The 16,551-nt window shown below is 40.8% G+C and carries 24 protein-coding genes; 21 read left to right on the top strand and 3 right to left on the bottom strand.

Annotation, left to right across the window (positions count from 1 at the left end):
- Positions 1-101 precede the first annotated feature (101 nt).
- Complete coding sequence (locus HNR43_RS11740) at positions 102-443, bottom strand: SA1362 family protein (protein WP_183244095.1); 342 nt, start codon at positions 441-443, stop codon at positions 102-104.
- Positions 444-463: 20 nt separating this feature from the next.
- A complete protein-coding gene (locus tag HNR43_RS11735) occupies positions 464-1,393 on the bottom strand; it encodes a DUF1385 domain-containing protein (protein ID WP_183244094.1) in 930 nt (309 codons plus the stop codon).
- A gap of 115 nt (positions 1,394-1,508) precedes the next feature.
- On the opposite strand from HNR43_RS11735, the gene HNR43_RS11730 reads away from it, so the two are divergent.
- The 4 genes from HNR43_RS11730 to efp are packed head-to-tail and all read left to right on the top strand — an operon-like array spanning position 1,509 to position 4,197.
- Positions 1,509-2,072: a YqhR family membrane protein gene (locus tag HNR43_RS11730; protein ID WP_183244093.1), complete on the top strand. Its 564-nt coding sequence runs from the start codon at positions 1,509-1,511 to the stop codon at positions 2,070-2,072.
- A gap of 38 nt (positions 2,073-2,110) precedes the next feature.
- On the top strand, positions 2,111-2,557 hold the full coding sequence (gene aroQ / locus HNR43_RS11725) for a type II 3-dehydroquinate dehydratase (RefSeq protein WP_032100024.1): 447 nt from the start codon (positions 2,111-2,113) through the stop codon (positions 2,555-2,557).
- 2 nt (positions 2,558-2,559) lie between these two features.
- Positions 2,560-3,621, top strand: a complete 1,062-nt coding sequence (locus tag HNR43_RS11720) for a M24 family metallopeptidase (protein ID WP_183244092.1) — start codon at positions 2,560-2,562, stop codon at positions 3,619-3,621.
- A gap of 18 nt (positions 3,622-3,639) precedes the next feature.
- A complete protein-coding gene (gene efp, locus HNR43_RS11715; RefSeq protein WP_004889583.1) occupies positions 3,640-4,197 on the top strand; it encodes an elongation factor P in 558 nt (185 codons plus the stop codon).
- A 69-nt stretch (positions 4,198-4,266) separates the two neighbouring features.
- Here efp and HNR43_RS11710 read toward each other — a convergent pair whose 3' ends face one another.
- Positions 4,267-4,752: a GNAT family N-acetyltransferase gene (locus HNR43_RS11710; RefSeq protein ID WP_183244091.1), complete on the bottom strand. Its 486-nt coding sequence runs from the start codon at positions 4,750-4,752 to the stop codon at positions 4,267-4,269.
- Positions 4,753-4,968: 216 nt separating this feature from the next.
- Here HNR43_RS11710 and HNR43_RS11705 point away from each other — a divergent pair, with 216 nt between their 5' ends.
- The 17 genes from HNR43_RS11705 (at position 4,969) to HNR43_RS11625 (ending at position 16,532) form a co-directional block, all read left to right on the top strand.
- Positions 4,969-5,241: a YqhV family protein gene (locus tag HNR43_RS11705; protein WP_183244089.1), complete on the top strand. Its 273-nt coding sequence runs from the start codon at positions 4,969-4,971 to the stop codon at positions 5,239-5,241.
- Positions 5,242-5,254: 13 nt separating this feature from the next.
- A complete protein-coding gene (gene spoIIIAA / locus HNR43_RS11700) occupies positions 5,255-6,178 on the top strand; it encodes a stage III sporulation protein AA (protein ID WP_183244087.1) in 924 nt (307 codons plus the stop codon).
- Positions 6,179-6,691: a stage III sporulation protein SpoIIIAB gene (gene spoIIIAB, locus HNR43_RS11695; protein ID WP_183244085.1), complete on the top strand. Its 513-nt coding sequence runs from the start codon at positions 6,179-6,181 to the stop codon at positions 6,689-6,691.
- 15 nt (positions 6,692-6,706) lie between these two features.
- The gene (gene spoIIIAC / locus HNR43_RS11690; RefSeq protein WP_183244082.1) at positions 6,707-6,913 is read left to right on the top strand and encodes a stage III sporulation protein AC; all 207 of its coding nucleotides are present in this window, start codon (positions 6,707-6,709) and stop codon (positions 6,911-6,913) included.
- Between the two features lie 6 nt (positions 6,914-6,919).
- Complete coding sequence (gene spoIIIAD, locus HNR43_RS11685) at positions 6,920-7,321, top strand: stage III sporulation protein AD (RefSeq protein WP_343055775.1); 402 nt, start codon at positions 6,920-6,922, stop codon at positions 7,319-7,321.
- Positions 7,322-7,325: 4 nt separating this feature from the next.
- Positions 7,326-8,486 carry a stage III sporulation protein AE gene (gene spoIIIAE, locus HNR43_RS11680; protein ID WP_183244078.1) on the top strand — a complete coding sequence of 387 codons (1,161 nt, stop codon included), beginning with the start codon at positions 7,326-7,328 and terminating at the stop codon, positions 8,484-8,486.
- Positions 8,487-8,502: 16 nt separating this feature from the next.
- Positions 8,503-9,072 (top strand): stage III sporulation protein AF, encoded by a 570-nt coding sequence (gene spoIIIAF, locus HNR43_RS11675; RefSeq protein WP_183244076.1) that lies wholly within the window; start codon positions 8,503-8,505, stop codon positions 9,070-9,072.
- A gap of 6 nt (positions 9,073-9,078) precedes the next feature.
- Complete coding sequence (gene spoIIIAG, locus HNR43_RS11670) at positions 9,079-9,645, top strand: stage III sporulation protein AG (RefSeq protein WP_183244074.1); 567 nt, start codon at positions 9,079-9,081, stop codon at positions 9,643-9,645.
- Positions 9,646-9,657: 12 nt separating this feature from the next.
- Entirely contained in the window at positions 9,658-10,221 is a 564-nt protein-coding gene (locus tag HNR43_RS11665; RefSeq protein ID WP_183244072.1) for a SpoIIIAH-like family protein, read from the top strand.
- Positions 10,222-10,411: 190 nt separating this feature from the next.
- A complete protein-coding gene (gene accB, locus HNR43_RS11660; RefSeq protein WP_183244070.1) occupies positions 10,412-10,912 on the top strand; it encodes an acetyl-CoA carboxylase biotin carboxyl carrier protein in 501 nt (166 codons plus the stop codon).
- Between the two features lie 13 nt (positions 10,913-10,925).
- On the top strand, positions 10,926-12,278 hold the full coding sequence (gene accC / locus HNR43_RS11655; RefSeq protein ID WP_006318014.1) for an acetyl-CoA carboxylase biotin carboxylase subunit: 1,353 nt from the start codon (positions 10,926-10,928) through the stop codon (positions 12,276-12,278).
- A gap of 21 nt (positions 12,279-12,299) precedes the next feature.
- On the top strand, positions 12,300-12,695 hold the full coding sequence (locus HNR43_RS11650) for an Asp23/Gls24 family envelope stress response protein (protein WP_183244068.1): 396 nt from the start codon (positions 12,300-12,302) through the stop codon (positions 12,693-12,695).
- Positions 12,696-12,815: 120 nt separating this feature from the next.
- Positions 12,816-13,202, top strand: coding sequence for a transcription antitermination factor NusB (gene nusB, locus HNR43_RS11645; RefSeq protein ID WP_032100009.1), 387 nt, complete (start codon positions 12,816-12,818; stop codon positions 13,200-13,202).
- 23 nt (positions 13,203-13,225) lie between these two features.
- Positions 13,226-14,077: a bifunctional methylenetetrahydrofolate dehydrogenase/methenyltetrahydrofolate cyclohydrolase FolD gene (gene folD, locus HNR43_RS11640; RefSeq protein ID WP_183244066.1), complete on the top strand. Its 852-nt coding sequence runs from the start codon at positions 13,226-13,228 to the stop codon at positions 14,075-14,077.
- A 23-nt stretch (positions 14,078-14,100) separates the two neighbouring features.
- Complete coding sequence (gene xseA / locus HNR43_RS11635) at positions 14,101-15,441, top strand: exodeoxyribonuclease VII large subunit (RefSeq protein ID WP_183244099.1); 1,341 nt, start codon at positions 14,101-14,103, stop codon at positions 15,439-15,441.
- Positions 15,438-15,650, top strand: a complete 213-nt coding sequence (locus HNR43_RS11630; protein WP_009373880.1) for an exodeoxyribonuclease VII small subunit — start codon at positions 15,438-15,440, stop codon at positions 15,648-15,650. Before xseA ends, HNR43_RS11630 begins: the two co-directional genes overlap by 4 nt.
- A 9-nt stretch (positions 15,651-15,659) precedes the next feature.
- Complete coding sequence (locus HNR43_RS11625) at positions 15,660-16,532, top strand: polyprenyl synthetase family protein (protein ID WP_183244098.1); 873 nt, start codon at positions 15,660-15,662, stop codon at positions 16,530-16,532.
- Positions 16,533-16,551 lie beyond the last annotated feature (19 nt).

The raw sequence follows: 16,551 nt of genomic DNA, 5'->3' as shown, positions 1-16,551 counted from the left end.
GATCTTCTTGATGACGTTGAAGCATCCGATTTCTCCCCTCCTATACCCTTATACCTATATATTAAAACAGCTTGTCGACTTTGTCGACAAGCTGAATCGGGCTAAAAAGAAGCCCGATTTTTTTTCTTTCCTTTTTTACCTTCAATGACTGTTAAGTGGGTGGCGTGCTTTTTCTTTAAAGCAGTTGGGCGCGGTTGTTTTTTCGACGTCGGCTTCGTTTTTTGATGGTGGAGTTTTTTCGATTGTTTCACCGCTCTTTGATATGATTGACCAAAGCGCTGCCTTTGTACCCATTTATATATGCCGTAAAAAACAGCTACAATAAATATGATAAAAAATATTTGTTTCAACAACTGAATCGGATCATTCCATAAACGATAAGAAAACCCAAAAATAGCGAATACAATAAGCAAAGTAATAAGCGGGAATGGGCGCCGACGCAATCGATCCACCTCCTTTATCATTACACCACTTCTTCTTGCTGTTTCGTCGCTTCTCCCTCTAACTCAAGCAAACGTTGAAATGATGCGATCGCTACTTCCACTTGATCATTGGTCGGTTCTTTCGTCGTTAATAGTTGTAACCATAAACCAGGGTAGCCAAGTGAGCGCAAAACGGGAACATGTCGCACCGCGTTTGTAATTTGTAATACTTCAAAAGATAATCCTAATACAACGGGAATGAGCGCTAATCGATTTAATACGCGCACCCAAAGTGGTTCAGTTGGGACGAACATGTAAACGAATACGCCAATGATGACCGTAAATAAAATGAAGCTACTACCACAACGATAATGAAGACGAGATTGTCGTTGTACATGTTCAACCGTCAATGGTAAACCATTTTCATAGGCATTAATTACTTTATGTTCTGCTCCATGATATTGAAACAGTCGTTTGACAAGTGGTGTGAGCGAAATAAAGTAAATATACCCTAAAAGTAAAAGAAGTTTAAAAAACCCTTCAACGAGTATTTGTGCTATGTTCGATGGGAACATCGGTCTCGTTAATTCGGCTAAAAATACAGGAATAAGCGTGAAAATAAATTTCCCGAATAAAAACGATAATACCCCGATGAGCGCAACGCCTAAAATCATTGTCCATTTGGACGTAGCTTCAGTGTCTAGCGTTTCGTCTTCATTTGGATCAAGATCATATCGTTCACTTGAAAATTGTAAATGTTTCGAGCCGTTCGCACTTGCTTGAATAATGGCAAAAATGCCGCGAAGAAACGGAATTTTTTTGAATAAAGCAAACGTTTTATTTGTTTCGCGTGGAACGTGGAAATACTCAATCGAACCGTCTTTTCGTCGAATGGCTGTGACGGAATGATTGCGTCCAGCGAACATGACACCTTCAATGACCGCTTGACCGCCATACACGTTTTTACTCATAAGAAGACACCAACCTATTTTCTTTTTTCTTATATTCTACAAGAAAACGCTAAAAACCTCTAGGTCGATGTATCGTTTGTATTTGTATTGTTGCCAAAAATGAGAACTGATACACATGAGATCCAACATTTTGGATAAGATAAAAACGGAGGTGATTGTTGTGCAAACAAAAACGAAACAAGACGGACAACTTGAACAAAATAAAAGAGAAAAACCAATGCCCGTTTTAGCAAAAGTTGCATTGATTGGTTTTATTGGGGGTGTATTTTGGAGCTTCCTCGCATACTGTGCTTATTTTTTTCATTTTACAGAAGTCGCGCCAAATTTCATTTTGCAACCGTGGGCGATCGGTGATTGGAAAGACGGTGCCCTTGGTCAGACGATTGCGATTTTGTTCATTGGGCTCGCTTCAGTTATTGCTTCGTTTCTGTACTATGCTTTTTTAAAAAATCGTCAAGGCATTTGGCCAGGCGTCGCTTTCGGCATCGGGTTATGGGTGCTTGTTTTTTACGTATTAAATCCCATTTTTCCGCAGTTAAAAGCCGTTCCACAACTTGAGCGAAATACGGTTGTCACGATGGTATGCTTTTACATTTTATATGGAATGTTTATCGGTTATTCCATTTCATTTGAAGTTGCAGAGATGAGGCGACAAAAACAGGTCGATGTGGTAAAATAACCATATGTATTTTCATCAGTAAAGGGGGGAGAGGGGGAATGGTTCGATTCCTCCTTTTAAACGGTCCAAACTTAAATCGTCTCGGTATGAGGGAGCCGCACATTTATGGGCATACGACACTTGCTCAATTAGAAAAACAGTTAGCCGAATTTGCCGGTGAATATGGAGCCGAGTTAACATGCTACCAAAGTAATTATGAAGGGGCGTTAATTGACCAAATTCATCGGGCGGAATCGTTGTACGATGGAATCATTTTTAATCCTGGGGCGTTTACGCATTATAGTTATGCGTTGCGTGATGCGATTGCAAGTATACAAACACCAGTCATTGAAGTACATATTTCAAATATTCACGCTAGAGAGCCGTTTCGTCACCAATCTGTTCTTGCTCCTGTGACGGCTGGGCAAATTGTTGGTCTCGGTGTAAACGGATATCGATTGGCGATTTTAGCGTTGCTTGATATGGTTGAAGGGAAGGGGAAATAACATTGGATAAAGTACAAAAACTTCGTGCACAATTTGCCGAACATGGCATTGATGGATTTCTCATTACAAACGAGTATAATCGTCGCTATATGACGAATTTTACAGGGACGGCTGGTGTTGCTTTAATTAGCGAAACGGATGCCGTATTTATTACCGATTTTCGCTACGTCGAACAAGCGACAAGACAAATTGAAGGGTATGAAATTGTTCAACATACACAAACGCTCATTGAAGAAGTAGCAAAACAAGTCGAGCGATTAGGTATTAAAAAGCTTGGATTTGAGCAAGACGATCTTTCGTATGCAACGTTTTCAGCATATGAAAAAGCAATCAAAGCAACGTTTGTCCCAGTTTCAGGCGCGGTTGAAAAGTTACGCTTGATTAAGTCGGAAGCAGAGATTAAGATATTAAAGGAAGCAGCCGAGATTGCCGACGCCGCCTTTCGCCATATTCTCGATTTTATTCGCCCGGGTGTGCGCGAAATAGATGTGGCGAATGAGTTAGAATTTTTTATGCGCAAACAAGGGGCGACAAGTTCATCGTTTGATATTATCGTTGCATCTGGTGTGCGCTCAGCATTGCCACATGGGGTGGCGACAGAGAAAGTCATTGAAAAAGGAGAGCTCGTCACGCTTGATTTTGGTGCGTATTATAAAGGATATTGCTCCGATATTACGAGAACGGTTGCCGTTGGAGAGGTAAGTGACGAATTAAAGCGCATATACGATGTCGTATTGCAAGCCCAGCTTCGCGGTGTTGAACACATTCGTCCCGGGATGACAGGACGAGAGGCAGATGCGCTCACACGCGATTATATTTCTGCTTGTGGATTTGGTGAATATTTTGGACATTCCACAGGTCATGGGCTCGGCATGGAAGTGCATGAAATGCCGGCGCTTTCGATGCGCTCGGATACAGTGCTACAGCCGGGAATGGTTGTGACGGTTGAACCAGGCATTTACATAGCAGGATTAGGCGGTGTTCGCATTGAAGACGACATCGTCATTACAGAAAACGGCAATGAGCGGCTCACACTTTCACCAAAAGATCTCATTACTTTATAGACGTAGGAGGAAATGAACATGATTTCAGTAAACGACTTTCGTACAGGCTTAACGATTGAAGTTGACGGCGATATTTGGCGCGTCATCGAATTCCAACATGTGAAACCAGGAAAAGGTGCAGCGTTCGTTCGCTCAAAACTTCGTAACTTGCGCACAGGTGCGATTCAAGAAAAAACGTTCCGTGCCGGTGAAAAAGTAAACAAAGCGCAAATCGATAACCGCAAAATGCAATATTTATATGCAAACGGCGATCAACATGTGTTTATGGATATGGAATCATATGAGCAAATTGAACTACCTGCAAAACAAATTGAGCATGAATTAAAGTTTTTAAAAGAAAACATGGAAGTATTTATTATGATGTACCAAGGTGAAACGATTGGTGTCGAATTGCCAAACACAGTTGAGTTAAAAGTTGTTGAAACAGAGCCAGGTATTAAGGGTGATACAGCATCAGGTGGCTCTAAACCAGCAACATTAGAAACAGGCCTTGTCGTTCAAGTACCGTTCTTCGTTAATGAAGGCGATGTATTAATTATTAACACAACAGACGGCACATACGTATCACGTGCGTAATGGAAACTCATGAAAGTACGAAATTCAGCTTGTCGATTATCGACAAGCTGAATTTCGTATATGGGAATTTTAAAGTTTTAAAACCATTCTGATTGTTTTTAACATATGACCATCAAACTCTTCATCAAACTCTTTTACAACTTTAAACCCTTTAGCCTCATAAAAGCTTTTTCCAATTATATTATCTTTTTCAACATTTACATAAATTTCATTCGCACCGTCTATATGTTGTATCCCTTTTTGTAACAAGGCTGAACCGATCCCTTTGCCTTGTTGTTCCGGATGAACATAAATCGCCCACAACTCAACCTTTCCATCGTCTCTTACTGAAGAAAAGTTAGCAAACCCTACAATGTTGTTTTTTACTTCAGCTACAAAAAGAGTAGAGCGTTGTAATCGTTGTTTCATTCGTTCATCACTGTACGCTGATTTTAAAAAATTTTCTTGCACATTTGAAGGAATAATTCCCTCGTAAGTAGCATTCCAAGTTATTTTCGCTATATATTGAACTTGTTGTATATCTCCTTGTTTCATCTTACGAATGATATATGCCATCTTGATTATCCCCTTTTTAAACAGATTAGTAAAAATTATATATTTTTCGTTGTAAATCTTTCCAACCTCCTCCTTGATGGCACTAGCAAAAAATATTGTATTGTCCTTTCTATGTGTAAACATCTTTCCCTATAAATATAAATTTTCCTTCTCGTACTTCTGAATTGTCCCATTTCTGCATACGTTGTACTAGCACTGTTGTACAAGGAGGACGCGATGAAGATTGATGCAACGGTTTGGACGATGGCGGGTTTACGGTTTTTATCTGCGGCGATTGAGTTAAGCGCAGCAATTGTTATGTTGTCGCTGAATGATGTAAAAAAGGCGCTTGCAGTTAATACATTGCTTGCGGCTGTCGGTCCGACGATTTTTTTCGTTGTGATGATGGTTGGGCTTGTTGCAGTAGCGAATGAGCTATCATTGTTTAAGCTCGTATGGATCGGTGTTGGGGTTGTATGTATATTGATCGGCATTTATGTTGTGAAATGAAGGAGGGAAGAAGATGCAAGCAGTGTTTGATATGTTGCCTAAAACGCTCGTGCACGCCATTCAATCGTTTCCTATTGGCTCTCATTCTGCGATCGAAGAAATTCGCATTCGCATTCATCGCCCATTAGAAGTCATTGCTGGGGGGAGGTCGTACATATGTCCACATATTGTACAAATGGAAGAAGGCATCGAACTATTAAATAAACTAAGCCAATATTCTCTTTATACGATCGAAGAAGAGTTGAAAAAAGGCTACATCACGATTCAAGGTGGGCATCGCGTCGGTTTAGCTGGAAAAGTAATTACAGAAGACGGAAAAGTGAAAGCGATCCGACACATTACATCATTTAACATTCGAATGGCCCGGCAACAAATCGGCATCGCTGAGCCACTTCTTCCTTACTTATACGACGGACGATGGCTTAATACGATGATTATCGGAGCGCCTCAAACAGGAAAAACAACGCTTCTTCGTGATATTGCACGCATCGTAAGCATTGGAGTGAAAGAGAGACATATTACATCTCAAAAAGTAGGCATCGTCGATGAACGTTCAGAAATTGCTGGTTGCGTGAAAGGCATTCCGCAATTTACATTCGGCTATCGTGTCGACGTGCTCGATGCATGTCCGAAAGCGGAAGGGATGATGATGATGATTCGTTCCATGAGCCCAGACGTTTTAATTGTTGATGAAATCGGAAGTGAGGCAGATTGCACCGCAATTTTAGAAGCCATTCATGCGGGAGTGGGCTTATTTATGACAGCACATGGCCATCATTTCGACGATATAATGAAGCGCCCATCGCTACGCCCGATTATAGAACAAGCTGTATTTGAACGATTTGTTGAATTGACGAATATCGGACGTCCCGGAACGATTCAAGCCATTCGAGATGTAAACGGTCGTGATATATACCGAAAGATGAGCGTGATGTAAATGAAATGGATTGGAGCAATATGCATTATATTGGCGACAACATGGTCAGGTTTTGAAGCATCGCGACTTTTACGCGAGCGCACAAGACAATTGCGCCAGTTAAAAATGGCGTTGCAGTCGCTTGAAGCAGAAATTATGTATGGGCATACGCCGTTAATGGACGCTGCGCTTCGATTGTCCCAGCAGCTATCGAAACCGTTATCATGGCTGTTTGAATCGTTTGCGCAAAAATTACAAAAAGGAACGATGAACGCTCGTCAAGCATGGGAGGAAAGTTTACACGAAGTATGGAAAATGACCGCCTTAAAAGAAGGGGAATTGGAGATTATGAAACAATTTGGCGAAACACTTGGACAATACGATCATGAAATTCAACAAAATTATATTCGTTTAACGATGGTGCATTTAGAGAGAGAAGAAGGGGACGCCATCGAAAAACAACAACGTTATGAAAAAATGATGAAAAGTTTAGGTGTATTAACGGGCATTCTCATCGTGCTTTTACTCATATAGAGGAGGACATTTCAAATGGGCGTTGACGTAGATTTAATTTTTCAAATTGCTGGCGTAGGGATTGTTGTTGCTTTTTTGCATGCTGTTTTAGAGGGAATTGGGAAAAAAGAGTATGCGCAATGGGTGACGTTACTAGGGTTTATTTACATTTTGTTTCTCGTCATTTCAATCGTTCAAGACTTATTCCAAAAAATTAAATCTGTTTTTTTGTTTCAAAGTTAGGAGGGAATACTCATTGATATTTTGCAAATTGTTGGACTTGGACTTATTGCAACGTTTTTAGTGACGATTTTAAACGAACATAAGTCGAATATTTCACTTTTGTTAACCGTTTTTGTTGGAACAGTTATTTTTTTATTTTTAATGGATCGCATTCAAGACATTTTTCGCATGGTTCAAACGCTAGCGAACGAAGCACACGTTCAAACGGTGTATGTGGAAACGATTTTAAAAATTATCGGCATTGCTTATATTGCGGAGTTTGGCGCACAAATTTCGAAAGATGCGGGACAAGGAGCGATCGCTGGAAAAATTGAGCTCGGTGGAAAAATTTTAATTTTAGCGATGGCGATTCCGATTTTAACAGCTTTAATTGAAACGATTTTGAGCTTTCTTCCGATGAAGGGGTGATGACATGAAGTACGCTCCCATCCTATTTTTCTTTCTCCTTTTTTTCTTGCCTTCCGTTGTACAAGCTTCACCAACAACAAATGAACTAGTGAAACAACAAGCAGAACAAGTTGGTGTGGAGTCGATAAAACAATATTGGGATCACATTGTTCAACAGTATGGAGGGTTATTGCCAGAAAGCCAAAAAGGATCGTTTTGGCAGTTTATAAATGGCGAAAAAGAACTATCGCTCAGCGAATGGTTACAGGCGTTTATAAAGTTTTTATTGTACGAGCTGATGGCGAATGGAAAGTTGCTCGGTATGCTTATTTTACTAACGGTATTTAGTATATTTTTACAATCGTTACAAAACGCTTTTTCACACCATGCTGTCAGTAAAGTCGCTCATGCAGTTGTTTATATGGTGCTGATGATTATTGCACTGAACAGTTTTCATGTTGCTGTCACGTATGCGAAAGAGGCTATTCAGACGATGACGAGTTTTATGATTGCTCTTTTACCGATTTTACTTGCGCTTATGGCGTCGTCTGGTGGTGTTATATCTGTAGCCTTTTTTCACCCAATTGTGTTATTTTTTATGAACATAACAGGGACGATCGTTGAACATTTTTCATTGCCGCTTTTATTTTTAGCGACAATTTTAAGCATCGTTAGCTTATTAAGCGAACATTACAAAGTAACGAAATTAGCCGATTTGTTACGCAACATTAGTGTAGGTTCACTTGGTGTGATGCTAACGATCTTTTTCGGTGTATTGTCGGTCAAGGGAGCAACAACCGCAATTGCGGATGGAGTGGCGATACGAGCAGCAAAATTTATGGCAGGAAATTTTATCCCGATTATCGGTCGAATGTTTACCGATGCAGCCGATACAGTCGTTACCGCTTCCGTCTTATTGAAAAATACAGTTGGGTTGTTCGGAGTGGCTCTGTTGCTTCTTATTGCAGCGTTTCCAGCGATCAAAATTTTAGTCATCGCCCTTATTTATCAACTAGCAGCCGCAATGTTACAACCGATGGGAGGAGGCATCGTCATTTCCTGTTTGAGTATAATGAGCAAAAGTATCATGTATGTGCTCGTTGCTCTGATGATCGTATCGCTTATGTTTTTTTTAAGTATGACCGTCATTATCGCAGCAGGAAATTTAACGATGATGGTTCGCTGAAAGGAGAATAGAGGCTGTGGGACTATTGACCGAATGGATTTCCCATCTTATCACATTCATTTTGCTAGCCGTTATCATCGATCTTATTTTACCAAATGGCTCATTTCAAAAATATGTAAAGATGGTTGTTGGTTTACTGTTTATTTTCATTTTATTTTCTCCACTTCTTCGTTTATTTCATGGGAATGTAGATACGTGGTTTGCTTCAATTCAACACCAACAAAATGAAACGCTCGAAAATGACATTGAAAAAAAGAAAAAAGAAATACAAGCCTCACAACGTGCATATATTTTAGAACAAATGGCTGTCCAGCTAAAGAACACAGCGGCTGAGGAGTTGATGCGCACATATGGGTTAACGGTGACGGATATTTCATTAACGATCGGGGAATCGGAACAATCTCCTCCACCAATTGAAGCGATTACAGTGGAGGTGGCAGAAGAAACGACTTCTGTTGTGAAGCCGATTCGCATTCAATCATCGCCATCAATAACAGAAAAACACGACGACATTGCCCGCTTTTTAGCACATATGTGGGGAGTAGATCCAGAGCTGATCACGATTCATCTAGAAAGGAGGGAGTAGGGAGGGGTGAAACAATGGATTGAAAAAAACGGATTAATTGTAATCCTCTTAGCTTTCGGTTTATCATTTATGATCTTTGGCAATGTATTTAATTTCTCTTCTTCAAAACAAGTTCAACAAGAAACGACCCAAGCTGTATTTCGTCAAACAGATGAAGAGAAAAAATTAAAACAAATTGCTGACTATGAAGAACGATACGAACAGCAATTAAAGGAAGCGCTTGAGGCGATTGTTGGCGTTGGTGAAGTAAAAGTGATCGTAAATGTCGATGCCACAGAACAAAACGTACTTGAAAAAAATGCAATCGTTCAAAAAAAACGAACGATGGAAGAAGATAAAGAAGGTGGAAAGCGTCAAATTGAAGATGAATCAACAGACGAAAAAATTGTGATCGTGCGCAAAGGAGACGAAGAAACGCCTCTTGTTCTGCAAACGAAAAAACCAGAAATTCGCGGTGTGCTTGTTGTTGCTAAAGGAGCCGATCAAGTGCAAGTGAAAAAATGGATTATCGAAGCTGTGACGCGAACGTTGAACGTTCCGAGTCATCGCGTTGCTGTTTTACCAAAAAAGTAAGGGGGAGAACATATGTTGAAAAAACAAACAGTTTGGTTGTTAACAATGTTTAGTTTAGTTGTCGTCTTATCGGTGTATTATGTAACAAGTCCTCAGCTCACAGAGCAAGTGGCGTTTGAACAAAAGGACGAGGCAAACAATGAAAAAGGTTTAAAAACGACAGATGAAGCGATGAAAGAAGAAGTTGCAAATGAGGAAGACGTAACTGTCGAACAAACGAATACAGGAAGTGACGATTTGTTTACTGCGCTTCGACTCGAAATTGAAGATGAGCGAAGCAAGTTGCGTCAAGAGTTGAACGCCATTGTCGCTTCCAATAACGTATCTGCTGAAGAAAAAAGCAAAGCAATCGATCAGTTGCAACAACTATCGAATATTGCAGAAAAAGAAGCGGTGTTAGAAACGTTAATTAAATCGAAAGGATATGACGATGCCCTTGTTCGCGTTCACGAAAATCAAGTGCATATCACAGTGAAATCGAAAGAGCATTCGAAAAAAGCAGCGAATGAAATTATCCAACTCGTTCAAAGTGAACTTGGTCGTGTGCAAGATGTGGCTGTTCGTTTCCAAAAATAACCGGTAAACCGGTTATTTTTTTTCGGTTGAAAACAAATTTTATAATACTATATAATAATAATTGTTTTTATGACCAGATATAAATTTTCTAACATTTTCTTATCATTTTATTGAATAATGGAAAAGGTGTGTCGTATCATGGTATTGTATAATCTTTTTCTACAAATGATGGGGCGAGGGGTGTAAGTCAATGTTGAAAATCCAAGAAATTCGCGAATTAATCCGATTAGTAAACGAGTCAAACATTGTCGAGTTTGTATACGAACACGACGGCTCAAAAATTAAAATGAAAAAAGCTGGAGCAGCTGAACAAGTTGTTGTTGCTACACCAAAAGTGGACGTGCCACAAACATCTGTTGTCCAACAACAACCACCGGTGACACCTGTTGTTGAGAAAGTGGAAGTGAAAGAAGAAGCGAAGCCGGAAAAACAAGTTGTTGCAACAGAAAACCTACATACGATTACATCGCCGATGGTCGGTACGTTTTATGCAGCGCCATCACCAGATGCCGCACCGTACGTAAAAGTTGGCGATAAAGTGAAAAAAGATACGATTGTATGTATTGTTGAAGCAATGAAATTGTTTAATGAAATTGAAGCGGAAGTGGATGGAGAGATCGTAGAAGTGCTTGTAAAAAATGGCCAGCTCGTTGAATATGGACAACCTTTATTCCTTGTGAAGCCTGAATAAAGGAGCGATCGTGATGATAAAAAAATTGTTAATTGCCAATCGTGGGGAAATTGCTGTTCGGATTATTCGGGCGTGCAAAGAGCTTGGCATCGAGACGGTTGCTGTATTTTCTGAGGCGGATCGCGAAGCGCTTCATGTTCAATTAGCAGACGAAGCATATTGTATCGGTCCCAAAACGTCTAAAGACAGCTACTTAAACTTTACAAACATTATGAGTGTAGCGACGTTAACTCAATGTGATGCGATTCATCCAGGCTACGGGTTTTTAGCTGAAAACGCTGATTTTGCTGAACTATGCCGAGAATGTAACGTTACGTTTGTCGGACCAAGTCCGGAAGCGATTACAAAGATGGGTACAAAAGATGTTGCACGTGAGACGATGAGACAAGCTGGGGTTCCGATCGTTCCCGGTTCACAAGGAATTATTGAAAGCATCGATGAGGCAATTGCGCTAGCGAACGAAATCGGGTATCCTGTTATTATTAAGGCAACTGCAGGTGGCGGTGGAAAAGGCATTCGGGTCGCTCGAAACGAGCAAGAGCTCATCAAAGGAATTACGATCACGCAACAAGAAGCTGCAACAGCGTTTGGAAATCCAGGGGTATATATTGAAAAATACATCGAAGATTTTCGGCATGTGGAAATTCAAGTGCTAGCAGACTCATACGGAAACGTCATTCACCTTGGAGAGCGCGATTGTACGATTCAACGTCGTTTGCAAAAACTGTTAGAAGAAACACCATCTCCTGTACTTGATGAAGAAATGCGTCAAAAAATGGGGGAAGCAGCTGTCAAAGCAGCGCAAGCAGTTCAATATACGGGAGCTGGAACGGTGGAATTTATTTACGACTACCGCAATCGCCAATTTTACTTTATGGAGATGAACACGCGCATTCAAGTGGAACACCCAGTTACGGAAATGGTGACAGGTGTCGATTTAATTAAAGAACAAATTCGCGTGGCGTCAGGTGAGAAATTAACGTTGAAACAAGAGGATGTCACTTTTAACGGCTGGTCTATTGAATGCCGAATTAATGCGGAAAACCCTGCGAAAAACTTTATGCCATCCGCTGGGAAAATACAAATGTATTTACCACCGGGAGGATTTGGCGTGCGAGTGGACTCTGCCGCTTATCCGGGCTATACGATTCCACCGTATTACGATTCGATGATTGCCAAGCTGATTGTTCATGCACCGACTCGCGAAGAAGCGATTGCCCGCATGAAACGCGCTTTGAGTGAGTTTGTTATTGAAGGAGTTCATACGACGATTCCGTTTCATTTGAAATTGCTTGAACATGAAAAGTTTGTCGAAGGAAACTTTAATACAAAGTTTTTAGAAACATACGATGTAATGAACTCTTAATGATGAAGGAGGGGAATTGTTATGTCTGAGCACGTATTAGAAATGGAAAATGGTCATAACAGTTTAGGTAAAGTAGAAATTGCACCGGAAGTCATTGAAGTTATCGCAGGCATTGCGGCTTCTGAAATTGAGGGAGTAGCGCAAATGCGCGGTAACTTTGCTGCAGGTGTCGTTGAGCGGTTAGGAAAAAAAAATCACGGTAAAGGTGTGAAAGTGGATTTAACGGATCGCGGCATTGTCATTGATATTTATTGTGTGATGAACTTTGGTGTATCCATTCCAACGGTTTCGCAAAAAATTCAAGAAAACGTTCGCCAAGCGTTGTTGACGATGACAGGATTAGAAACAGCTGAAGTGAACGTCCATATTGTCGGTGTTCAATTTGAAACATCGAAAGTAGAGACGGAAGTGGAGTAAAGAAAAAGGGCAATCTCGTTTATGAGATCGCCCTTTTTCGATGTGCGAGTGTTTTCTTTCGGCGAAATATGTTATGATCATGATATAATTTTCGACAATATGATAGAAAGGGTTTTGGTCATGAAACGGCATACAGCAAGAGAAAAAGCGTTACAAGCGTTGTTTCAAATTGACGTAGGAGGCATTGAACCACACGAAGCGGTTGCTAACGTCATTGAAGAAGAAACAGATCCGTTTATGGAAATGCTTGTTTTTGGTGTAGTTAAGCACCAAAAAGAAATTGATGATTTATTGCGCCAACACTTAGAAAAATGGACGTTAGAGCGTGTCGCAAACGTCGATCGTTCCATCTTACGCATGGCTGTATTTGAAATGAAATATATGGATGATATTCCGTTGAGCGTAAGTATGGACGAAGCTATTGAGTTAGCCAAAGTATTTGGTGACGAAAAATCAAGTCGCTTTATTAACGGCGTACTTGCAAAAATAAAAGAAACATTGTCTTAAACGAATAAGGGGGAGAAGGGTTTATGACAGCGCAAATCATTAACGGTCTTGAATTAGCAAAAGAAAAACGAGCACAATTAGCGAAAGAAGTCGAGCAGTTAAAACAAGAAGGCATTGTTCCATCACTGGCCGTTATTCTTGTTGGAGATCATCCTGCTTCACAATCGTACGTGAAAGCGAAGCAAAAAGCATGTGAAGAAATCGGGATTCGTTCAATTTTACTGACTTTTCCAAGTGACATATCCGAGTCGTTTTTGTTAGAGCAAATTGCTCGTTTAAATGAAGATCGCTCAGTACACGGCATTTTAGTGCAATTGCCGCTACCACCACAAATTAATGAATTACATGTGATTGAAGCGATTGCACCAGAAAAAGACGTTGATGGTTTCCATCCACTCAATATTGGGCGAATGATGACGGGACAACAAACATTTTTACCGTGTACACCGTACGGTATTTTATATATGGCTCAATCTTTGCAAGTTGATATTGCAGGAAAACATGTCGTCGTTGTTGGACGTAGTAACATCGTCGGTAAACCAGTTGGTCAACTGTTTTTACGTGAACATGCGACGGTAACGTATTGTCACTCGCGCACAAACGATTTAGAAGCGATCACACGTCAAGCAGATATTTTAATTGTTGCGGTCGGCAAACCGAAGCTTATCACGTCTTCATATGTGAAAGAAGGAGCAATTGTGATCGATGTCGGTGTGAATCGATTAGAAAATGGAAAGTTGTGTGGAGATGTCGATTTTGATGATGTAAAACAAGTAGCAAGCTACATTACCCCTGTGCCAAAAGGTGTCGGACCGATGACGATTACGATGTTGTTGCACAATACCGTACAAGCAGCACGTGAACAACATAAATAAGCGAGGTTATTTTTGTGACAGACATGAGGTATGTAACTGTTGCGGCGTTAACGAAGTACATTAAACGAAAATTTGAAGTTGATCCTCATTTACAAGATTTATGGATTAAAGGGGAAATTTCAAACTTTACATATCATTCACGTGGACATATGTACTTTACTTTAAAAGATGAGCAAGCGCGCATTCAAGCGGTTATGTTTGCGGGATATAATCGTCAGCTGACATTTAAGCCAGAAAACGGAATGACTGTACTTGTACGCGGCGAAATTTCCGTATACGAGCCGAGCGGGACGTATCAAGTATATGTCAAAGAGATGCAACCGGATGGTGTCGGCGCGCTTTATTTAGCGTATGAGCAATTAAAAAAGAAACTGGAACAAGAAGGGCTATTTGATCAAAAACATAAAAAGCCAATTCCAAAATTTCCGCAACATATTGGGGTTGTGACATCGCCAACAGGGGCAGCGATTCGCGATATTTTAACAACGATTCGTCGTCGCTATCCGCTAGCGAAAGTCATTTTATTTCCAACGCTTGTTCAAGGGGAGCAAGCTCCGTTATCGATCGTTCAATCGATTCAAAAAGCGAATGACATGGGATATATTGATGTGCTCATCGTCGGACGCGGTGGTGGCTCGATTGAAGAGCTTTGGGCGTTTAATGAAGAAATTGTGGCGCGGGCGATTTTTGCCTCGCGCGTTCCGATTATTTCTGCTGTCGGGCATGAAACGGATTACACGATTGCTGACTTTGTTGCCGACTTACGTGCACCGACGCCAACAGGAGCAGCGGAGCTTGCAGTGCCACATGTTGCAGATTTACTTTCCCGTGTGTCCGATCAGCAAGCGCGTCTCATTCGAGCAATGAAAGAACGAATGAACACAGAACAAAAACGGCTTCAATCGTTACGGTCGTCGTATGCTTTTCGCTATCCGAAGCGACTTTATGAACAAAAAGAGCAGCAACTAGATATACTTGTTGATCGATTGCAACGGCAAATGAGCGATATGTTAAAACGACAAGAAAATAAACTTCGGCAACTACAACTGACATTGTTGACCCATCATCCGCAATCACGAATCGAAAAAGCGACTGAACGTGTTCGCACGTTAGAACAAACCATTGTCCGCAATATGAGCGATGTGATCAAACAAAAAAAATGGTCGCTCGCAACAACGATGGCGAAGCTCGATGCGCTTAGCCCATTAAAAATTATGGAACGTGGCTATAGTCTTGCGTACGATGAACAAAACATGCTCATTAAGACAGTGACACAATTGCAAACAGGAGATCGCGTTCGTATCCGTTTTCAAGACGGGCGCGCACATTGTATTGTTTCTGATATTGAGGAGGAGAACGTATGACGTTTGAAGAAGCGATGAGCAAACTTGAAGAAATTGTGCAAAAGTTAGAAGAGGGGGACGTTCCGCTTGAGGAAGCGATTCACTTTTTCCAAGAGGGCATGAAATTATCGAAGTTTTGTCATGACAAATTACAACAAGTTGAAAAACAAATGGAATTTATTCTACGGGAAGATGGGCAACTTGAACCGTTTACGGTGCAGGAGGAATAGAAGTTGAATATGGAATTAGTATTGCGACAATATAAAGAGCAAATTGAACAGCAGCTCCCCGCATACATTGAGTCGTTGCAGGCACCTGAGACGATCAAAGAAGCGATGTTATATTCGCTGCAAGCAGGTGGAAAACGCATTCGTCCTCTTTTATTGCTTTCTACGTTACATGCGTTTCAGAAGCCAGTACATATCGGGATGCCAACTGCCTGTGCGCTCGAAATGATTCATACGTATTCGCTCATTCATGATGATTTGCCAAGTATGGATAACGATGATTTACGGCGCGGTAAACCGACAAATCATAAAGTATTTGGTGAAGCCAATGCTATTTTAGCGGGCGATGCGCTGCTGACATACGCTTTCCAAGTTGTTGCGGATGCTGAAGCGATTTCATCTGACGTAAAAGTTCGTCTCATTTCTGAATTAGCGAAAGCAGCTGGACCTGAAGGAATGGTTGGCGGACAAGTAGCGGACCTTGAAGGAGAAGGAAAAACGATTCATTTGCAACAATTAGAATACATTCACCGTCATAAAACAGGAAAACTGTTACAATACAGCGTTCGAGCGGGTGCAATATTAGGTGAAGCAACAGAAAAACAATTAACACTATTAACAGCATTTGCCGACCATCTCGGCTTAGCGTTTCAAATTCGCGATGACATTTTAGATATTGAAGGGGACGAACAAAAAATTGGAAAAAAAGTGGGGAGCGACATCGAAAATCATAAATCGACTTATCCTGCTCTTTTGACGCTTGATGGGGCAAAAAGAAAACTTCGCGATCACATGAAAGAGGCGCGTACGCTTCTTCATGAAGTTGGGGTGGACGCATCGCTACTACATTATATTTGTGATATCGTCGAAACGCGCGATCATTAATAGCATTGAGGAAATAAGC

Origin of the sequence: Anoxybacillus mongoliensis (assembly GCF_014201515.1) — a bacterium.
Taxonomy (GTDB): Bacteria; Bacillota; Bacilli; order Bacillales; family Anoxybacillaceae; genus Anoxybacillus; species Anoxybacillus mongoliensis.
Note: the sequence above shows the minus strand (reverse complement) of the source record. Positions and strands in the feature narration are given on the sequence as shown.

Excerpts from the sequence above, each read along its gene's own strand:
- HNR43_RS11730 (WP_183244093.1), top strand. The coding sequence starts at position 1,509 with ATGAGATCCAACATTTTGGATAAGATAAAAACGGAGGTGATTGTTGTG.
- HNR43_RS11630 (WP_009373880.1), top strand. The coding sequence starts at position 15,438 with ATGACGTTTGAAGAAGCGATGAGCAAACTTGAAGAAATTGTGCAAAAG.
- folD (WP_183244066.1), top strand. The coding sequence starts at position 13,226 with ATGACAGCGCAAATCATTAACGGTCTTGAATTAGCAAAAGAAAAACGA.
- spoIIIAA (WP_183244087.1), top strand. The coding sequence starts at position 5,255 with ATGCAAGCAGTGTTTGATATGTTGCCTAAAACGCTCGTGCACGCCATT.
- HNR43_RS11625 (WP_183244098.1), top strand. The coding sequence starts at position 15,660 with ATGGAATTAGTATTGCGACAATATAAAGAGCAAATTGAACAGCAGCTC.
- HNR43_RS11705 (WP_183244089.1), top strand. The coding sequence starts at position 4,969 with ATGAAGATTGATGCAACGGTTTGGACGATGGCGGGTTTACGGTTTTTA.
- accB (WP_183244070.1), top strand. The coding sequence starts at position 10,412 with ATGTTGAAAATCCAAGAAATTCGCGAATTAATCCGATTAGTAAACGAG.
- aroQ (WP_032100024.1), top strand. The coding sequence starts at position 2,111 with ATGGTTCGATTCCTCCTTTTAAACGGTCCAAACTTAAATCGTCTCGGT.
- spoIIIAE (WP_183244078.1), top strand. The coding sequence starts at position 7,326 with ATGAAGTACGCTCCCATCCTATTTTTCTTTCTCCTTTTTTTCTTGCCT.
- HNR43_RS11735 (WP_183244094.1), bottom strand. The coding sequence starts at position 1,393 with ATGAGTAAAAACGTGTATGGCGGTCAAGCGGTCATTGAAGGTGTCATG.
- xseA (WP_183244099.1), top strand. The coding sequence starts at position 14,101 with ATGAGGTATGTAACTGTTGCGGCGTTAACGAAGTACATTAAACGAAAA.
- HNR43_RS11650 (WP_183244068.1), top strand. The coding sequence starts at position 12,300 with ATGTCTGAGCACGTATTAGAAATGGAAAATGGTCATAACAGTTTAGGT.
- efp (WP_004889583.1), top strand. The coding sequence starts at position 3,640 with ATGATTTCAGTAAACGACTTTCGTACAGGCTTAACGATTGAAGTTGAC.
- accC (WP_006318014.1), top strand. The coding sequence starts at position 10,926 with ATGATAAAAAAATTGTTAATTGCCAATCGTGGGGAAATTGCTGTTCGG.
- spoIIIAB (WP_183244085.1), top strand. The coding sequence starts at position 6,179 with ATGAAATGGATTGGAGCAATATGCATTATATTGGCGACAACATGGTCA.
- HNR43_RS11665 (WP_183244072.1), top strand. The coding sequence starts at position 9,658 with ATGTTGAAAAAACAAACAGTTTGGTTGTTAACAATGTTTAGTTTAGTT.
- HNR43_RS11710 (WP_183244091.1), bottom strand. The coding sequence starts at position 4,752 with ATGGCATATATCATTCGTAAGATGAAACAAGGAGATATACAACAAGTT.
- nusB (WP_032100009.1), top strand. The coding sequence starts at position 12,816 with ATGAAACGGCATACAGCAAGAGAAAAAGCGTTACAAGCGTTGTTTCAA.
- spoIIIAC (WP_183244082.1), top strand. The coding sequence starts at position 6,707 with ATGGGCGTTGACGTAGATTTAATTTTTCAAATTGCTGGCGTAGGGATT.